This window comes from Klebsiella sp. OBRC7 (genome assembly GCF_000293135.1).
GTDB lineage: Bacteria > Pseudomonadota > Gammaproteobacteria > Enterobacterales > Enterobacteriaceae > Klebsiella > Klebsiella michiganensis.
In genome coordinates, this window is sequence record NZ_ALNJ01000148.1 from 1 (window position 1) to 5,072 (window position 5,072).

Sequence of the window (5,072 nt, forward strand, 5' to 3'; positions counted from 1 at the left end):
CTCAGTCAGTTTGAGTATCAGGGTAAGGAAGCGGCAGATATTCTTGTTTATGACCTGGGAATTCCTGTTGAGGAATAATTGATAAAGGGGGGGCAAGCACCCCCTTTCATTAAACGGCGTTCTGTGTGCCATAGTTGCGAGCCAGCCGGCGTAATTCATTCATCACTTTTTCATCCGGATTGCCTTTCAGAACCTCGGCGACGGTAAACGAACGCCCTGCAGGGTTCAGCCCATCCAGGACAGTATTTCTCTGTTCCATAAAGAAAGAATACTTCATTCGGTCACTGAAGCTGCTCAGCATAGTCAGCAGTTCGGCCACACCCCGGAGCACGCCTTTGTCCGAGATCCCTTCCTCATCAGTAAACTGAAACACCGGGTAGTAAAACTCACCGTCAATATCAAGAGCAAGTAACTGATCGGTATCTTTCCAGGTTTTAACTGTGGGTTTACTCTTGCCCACCATTTCTGCAGCTTTAGCTGAGGTGTAAACCCCGCCGTCATTTTCCAGTCTCTGAAGGAAAAGGGCCTTACTGTGTAAACGTCGCTGCTGACGTTTTTTTTCAGGCGTCAGGCTGTTAACTGCGCGATTTTCAAGTAACTTCAGGATGACATCCATGGTAAAAACCGCATCGGTATTCCCCATACTTTCAGGAGCAATCGGTGTTTTACCTGACCGAACTTCCTCTACCAGATCCTGAAAAAAATTCTCAAGACGCTCTGCAGCAATGCTGTTGTCCAAAAAATTATGCATAGTGGAGGAACGATCATTACCGTTTCGTTTTTGAGTTGATGTGTTCATAAAACCTCCTTTTCGATTTCATGCTTTATAGACTACGTTAAATCGTTAAGTTGTGCAAGTTTTGTTCTCACCCCACCTTTTATAGTTTTTAACTATTGATTATTGAATTTTCTTCGGTATTAATTATTTCGTCATTTGAGATCCGAAAAAAGGTTGTTCCGGATCTCCATGCCCTCTCTGGCGCGCCGCGACCCACTGACACAAGATGTGCCACTCCGTCAGCTGCGTTTTCTTCTATATGTTGTGTTCCTCCCCTGCCCCGTGACCGCCCGATCACCCCCATTAAAGGGCGATGTGGTTATTTCGTGTGCGTGGTACACTTCCGGAAATCCGTTAAATTGCAGTAAATCGGATCAGGCCGGAATGGTCATCCGGTAATTTATCAGCGTGACTGTTTCTCTGCTTATTATTTCAGTGTTTGAAATTAACTGTTGTGAAAGTCACTTTCTCAACAGAGTGGCACTCATCTGACGATGATTGAGGTGTGGTAAAATTGCACGGCTAACTATTCAACTGAGGAAAGGACATGTTTACTGCATTCAATGAGAGAAATGATTTCAGTTATGCTTTTGAAAAAATCCGTAACGCGATTTCTTCACCTGGTGAAAGTAATACTTATGCTGCTACAAATCTCGGCCTCGACATTCTGGTCCGCAAGTATGAACTGTTCCGCAAGGAACTGGATGCGGCCGGCGAACTGGGCGACTGGGAATATGATCTCGATACCTACAGCCACTGTATTACGGTGCTGAAGCGCTACTTCACCGGTAATTCATCCGGGCTGACAGAACGTGATGCCCGGATTTACAGTCATTACCTGCAGACTGAGCACAAAGGGTTTGTGAAGCTTGCTGAAGAGCTGGCTGCCGGCCGCTGAATACAGACAGAAGGTGTGATTTCACATTAAGGAACAATCATGTCAGATGTCATGACAGATTCAGAACAAGTTAAAGCAGTTGTGCAGGGGTTTTCTGCATGGATGCCGGTGATATCAACCCTAGCCGGTGGTGTACTGGCTGGCGGCGTGGCTTTACTGGTGAGCAGGGTGAATCACCGTTACGCCCGGGAACGAGAAGCGACTGCGGCAGCGGAGCGACTGCGCCATGAGCAGCAACTGTCTGAGGATAAACAGCAGAAAGAACTTCTTTACATCACCACGGAGCTGGTCTTCCACCTTGAACGTTTCGCTGAGCACTGTGCAAGAGTTGCCACGGATGCCGGTTATGAAGATCGTGACGGTATTACCCGGTTTTCAGTGGTACCGGAAGACCTCAGTCTTAGTGCTATCTCAGGTGACTGGCGAGTCCTGCCCCGCCATCTTATGTACCGTATCCGCGAGTTGCCCGTATTGCAGAACGGTGCTGACAGGGCTGTCAGTTCAGCAGCTGAACATGATGATCCACCTGACTATTCTGATACGTTTTATGAGCGTCGCTATCAGTATGCCTGGCTTGGACTGAAAACAATTATTCTTTCCCGGCGGCTGAGAAACCTCGCACAACTCCCTGCAACCCGCCTCGATGCAACGCCCTGGTCGGCACAGCCTGCTCTCTGGTCGATCTGGCGGCAGGAGCGTAAACGTCGGGCCAAGATAACTATCCTTAATCAGCGCGCGATAGCAGCGTTTCATATCCGGAAACAGTCCGGTAATAATGATTCAGCTCCTGCAGGAACACCATCATGATAATGTCATCCCTTCCGGCTGTTTCTCACCAGGGACATTCCTTACAGCTGCCAGTGGCCATCGATTATCCCGCGGCCCTCGCCCTGCGCCAGATGGCCCTTGTTCAGGACGAACTGCCGAAATACCTGCTGGCGCCGGAAATCAGCGCCCTGCTCCACTATGTGCCCGATCTGCATCGCAAGATGCTGCTGGCGACGCTCTGGAACACCGGCGCGCGCATTAACGAAGCGCTGGCGCTGACGCGGGGGGATTTTTCACTGGCACCGCCGTATCCGTTTGTGCAGCTGGCCACGCTCAAACAGCGTGCGGAAAAAGCGGCGAGAACGGCCGGGAGAGCGCCCGCCGGCAATCAGGCCCATCGTCTGGTTCCGCTATCCGATCACCAGTACGTCAGCCAGCTGCAGATGATGGTGGCCACGCTGAAAATTCCTCTCGAGCGTCGCAACAAGCGGACCGGCCGAACCGAGAAGGCCCGCATCTGGGAGATTACCGACCGTACCGTACGCACCTGGCTGAATGAAGCCGTTGATGCAGCTGCTGCTGATGGCGTCACATTCTCGATACCGGTGACACCGCACACGTTCCGGCACAGTTACGCCATGCACATGCTGTATGCCGGCATTCCGCTGAAGGTCCTGCAGAGCCTGATGGGCCACAAGTCAGTGAGCTCAACGGAGGTCTACACGAAGGTGTTTGCGCTCGATGTGGCGGCACGTCACCGGGTTCAGTTCCAGATGCCGGGGGCCGAGGCGGTGGCGATGCTGAAAGAACGAATTTAACGGCTACAGGCTGACGCGCAGCAGGCTTGTCCAACCCCTTGTCTGTCCAGAAGCGAGTTCTGAACAGACAAGGGGTTCAGAATGAAATGCCGGGTAGGTATTTTGCCTCATCCGGGCAGTAAACGCGTTCTCAGGAGGGAAGAATCAGTGGCGGATCTGCGCCAGGTCGTCTTCAGTCAGACCGGTCATTTTCATCACGGTACTGCGGTCAATGCCGCTCCTGAGCATGGTACGGGCAACTTCCAGCTTGCCTTCCAGTTTGCCTTCCAGTTTTCCTTCATTGCGGCCTTTTTCAATACCACGTTGTTCACCTAGTTGGATGCCCTGCTCGAGCCCCTGCTCGATTCCCTGCTGGATACCCTTCTCAATACCTTTCTGCTCAAGCTGCTGTGCGATGGTCATAAGTGCGTCCCCGTGTTGCGGCACACGCAGTGCCAGTTCGCGTACAAAGGCTTCGGCGTCGGCTGTTTCGCCTGCCTGCACGATATAGTGTACCAGTGATATGACCTGGGATGAAGACAGGTATCCGGCCAGCAAAATGGGCGCCAGACGGTCAACCAGTTCAGCGAGGTCGCGCTGATGAATATGTTTCTGCAGTAAAGTCAGGGCGGCCATACTGCGGTGGCCGGCGATGTCATCATCCGGAATAACGGTCACATCAACCAGCGGGAAAGCGTTGCTGTAGAGGTTGCCTGCCAGCACGGGGTCGTCAAACTCATCCAGCCAGCGGGTGGAGTACGGATAGGGGCTGCGTTTACCTGTATAGAAAAGGACCGGTATCACCAGGGGCAACTTCTTATGGCCCGCTTCCAGATGGCGCTGCATGGCGGCTACTGCGTAACGTATAAGGCGAAACGCCATGTGCCTGTCCGGCGACGACTGGTGCTCAATAAGCACGTGAACGTAGCCGTCGCCGCCGGCGGTTTTCAGGCTATAGAGAACGTCGCTGAAATACTGGCGGAGGTCATCCTCAACAAACGAGCCGGATTCCAGCTTCAGCGTCGTGAGGTCACAGATGGCACGCAGTTCTGCCGGGAGGTGCAGCTCCATAAAATCCCGGGCTATTTCCGGCTGCGTCAGGAACTGCCTGAATGTCGCATCGTGGGGTGTGGGCGTGGTGGTTTTCTTTTTCATCGGTCCATGCTCTGAAAATAACGTTGTCATAATATCACAGGCAAAAAATGCTAACATTCGCGTGGAGGGGACTTTCTGTTTCTTCCGAGGGGGGCAGTGCCGGGGTGGTTCTGTCCCCCTCTCCTCTTCCCTGGCATACCATTCACTCTACAGTTACAGACGTCTCTGAAGATATTTAAGTGGTCTTGCCGTTTATGGCCTCACATATCTGGTCACATCAGTCCGGAGGCGGAGGAAGCTCCCGGTATCGTTGACGTATACCCTAATGTTACATATTGGCGAGCGATCTAGGATTGGTTAATAAAAAAGCCAGGGAATCCTGGCTCTTGGGTGAGCTGGTTGTTAGAAGAACCAGCGAATTAACTCTAAAAGCACAATGAGCGCTTTCAGAGTCTGGATGACTTTTGTAAGAGTCTCCATTTTCTCTCCTTTTCTGGAGAGTAGAACACCGAATGAACCCTTCCACTCTGTCATTCGGTTTTTAATCTTTAATGTCAGTTAAAGATAGTTCCACTCAGGTAATGGTACTGACTCAGCACCACCTGTTAGTCAGCCAGAGTCTAATCAATGTGTTAGCTGGCTCTTGTAAATCAGATTGATCAGAGTAAAGAGTGGGGGGTATCATTCAACCGTCAGTTAAAGATAGTTCCATTCCAGATCTGAGTACCAGCTTAGT

Annotated in this window: 5 protein-coding genes and 1 pseudogene; 4 read left to right on the forward strand and 2 right to left on the reverse strand. The window is 51.4% G+C overall.

The features are described from left to right. A pseudogene (locus tag HMPREF1144_RS33955) lies at nt 1-78 on the forward strand (RES domain-containing protein); the annotation flags it as partial. A gap of 31 nt (nt 79-109) precedes the next feature. Here the strand turns inward: HMPREF1144_RS33955 and HMPREF1144_RS28845 are convergent. Continuing rightward, nucleotides 110-799 carry a hypothetical protein gene (locus HMPREF1144_RS28845; RefSeq protein ID WP_004193995.1) on the reverse strand — a complete coding sequence of 230 codons (690 nt, stop codon included), beginning with the start codon at nt 797-799 and terminating at the stop codon, nt 110-112. Nucleotides 800-1,325: 526 nt separating this feature from the next. On the opposite strand from HMPREF1144_RS28845, the gene HMPREF1144_RS28850 reads away from it, so the two are divergent. From HMPREF1144_RS28850 to HMPREF1144_RS28860, 3 genes are read left to right on the forward strand one after another with little or no spacing between them, the layout of a single operon-like run. Continuing rightward, nucleotides 1,326-1,676, forward strand: a complete 351-nt coding sequence (locus HMPREF1144_RS28850) for a hypothetical protein (RefSeq protein WP_009654828.1) — start codon at nt 1,326-1,328, stop codon at nt 1,674-1,676. 39 nt (nt 1,677-1,715) lie between these two features. After that, nucleotides 1,716-2,483 (forward strand): hypothetical protein, encoded by a 768-nt coding sequence (locus HMPREF1144_RS28855; RefSeq protein WP_009654830.1) that lies wholly within the window; start codon nt 1,716-1,718, stop codon nt 2,481-2,483. A 2-nt stretch (nt 2,484-2,485) separates the two neighbouring features. Continuing rightward, nucleotides 2,486-3,262, forward strand: a complete 777-nt coding sequence (locus HMPREF1144_RS28860; RefSeq protein WP_032426116.1) for a site-specific integrase — start codon at nt 2,486-2,488, stop codon at nt 3,260-3,262. A 144-nt stretch (nt 3,263-3,406) separates the two neighbouring features. On the opposite strand, the gene HMPREF1144_RS28865 is transcribed toward HMPREF1144_RS28860, so the two are convergent. Next, nucleotides 3,407-4,396, reverse strand: a complete 990-nt coding sequence (locus tag HMPREF1144_RS28865) for an Rpn family recombination-promoting nuclease/putative transposase (protein ID WP_020804955.1) — start codon at nt 4,394-4,396, stop codon at nt 3,407-3,409. Nucleotides 4,397-5,072: the final 676 nt, after the last annotated feature.

Coding starts and splice junctions, on each gene's coding strand:
- HMPREF1144_RS28845 (WP_004193995.1), bottom strand. CDS start 799: ATGAACACATCAACTCAAAAACGAAACGGTAATGATCGTTCCTCCACT.
- HMPREF1144_RS28850 (WP_009654828.1), top strand. CDS start 1,326: ATGTTTACTGCATTCAATGAGAGAAATGATTTCAGTTATGCTTTTGAA.
- HMPREF1144_RS28860 (WP_032426116.1), top strand. CDS start 2,486: ATGTCATCCCTTCCGGCTGTTTCTCACCAGGGACATTCCTTACAGCTG.
- HMPREF1144_RS28855 (WP_009654830.1), top strand. CDS start 1,716: ATGTCAGATGTCATGACAGATTCAGAACAAGTTAAAGCAGTTGTGCAG.
- HMPREF1144_RS28865 (WP_020804955.1), bottom strand. CDS start 4,396: ATGAAAAAGAAAACCACCACGCCCACACCCCACGATGCGACATTCAGG.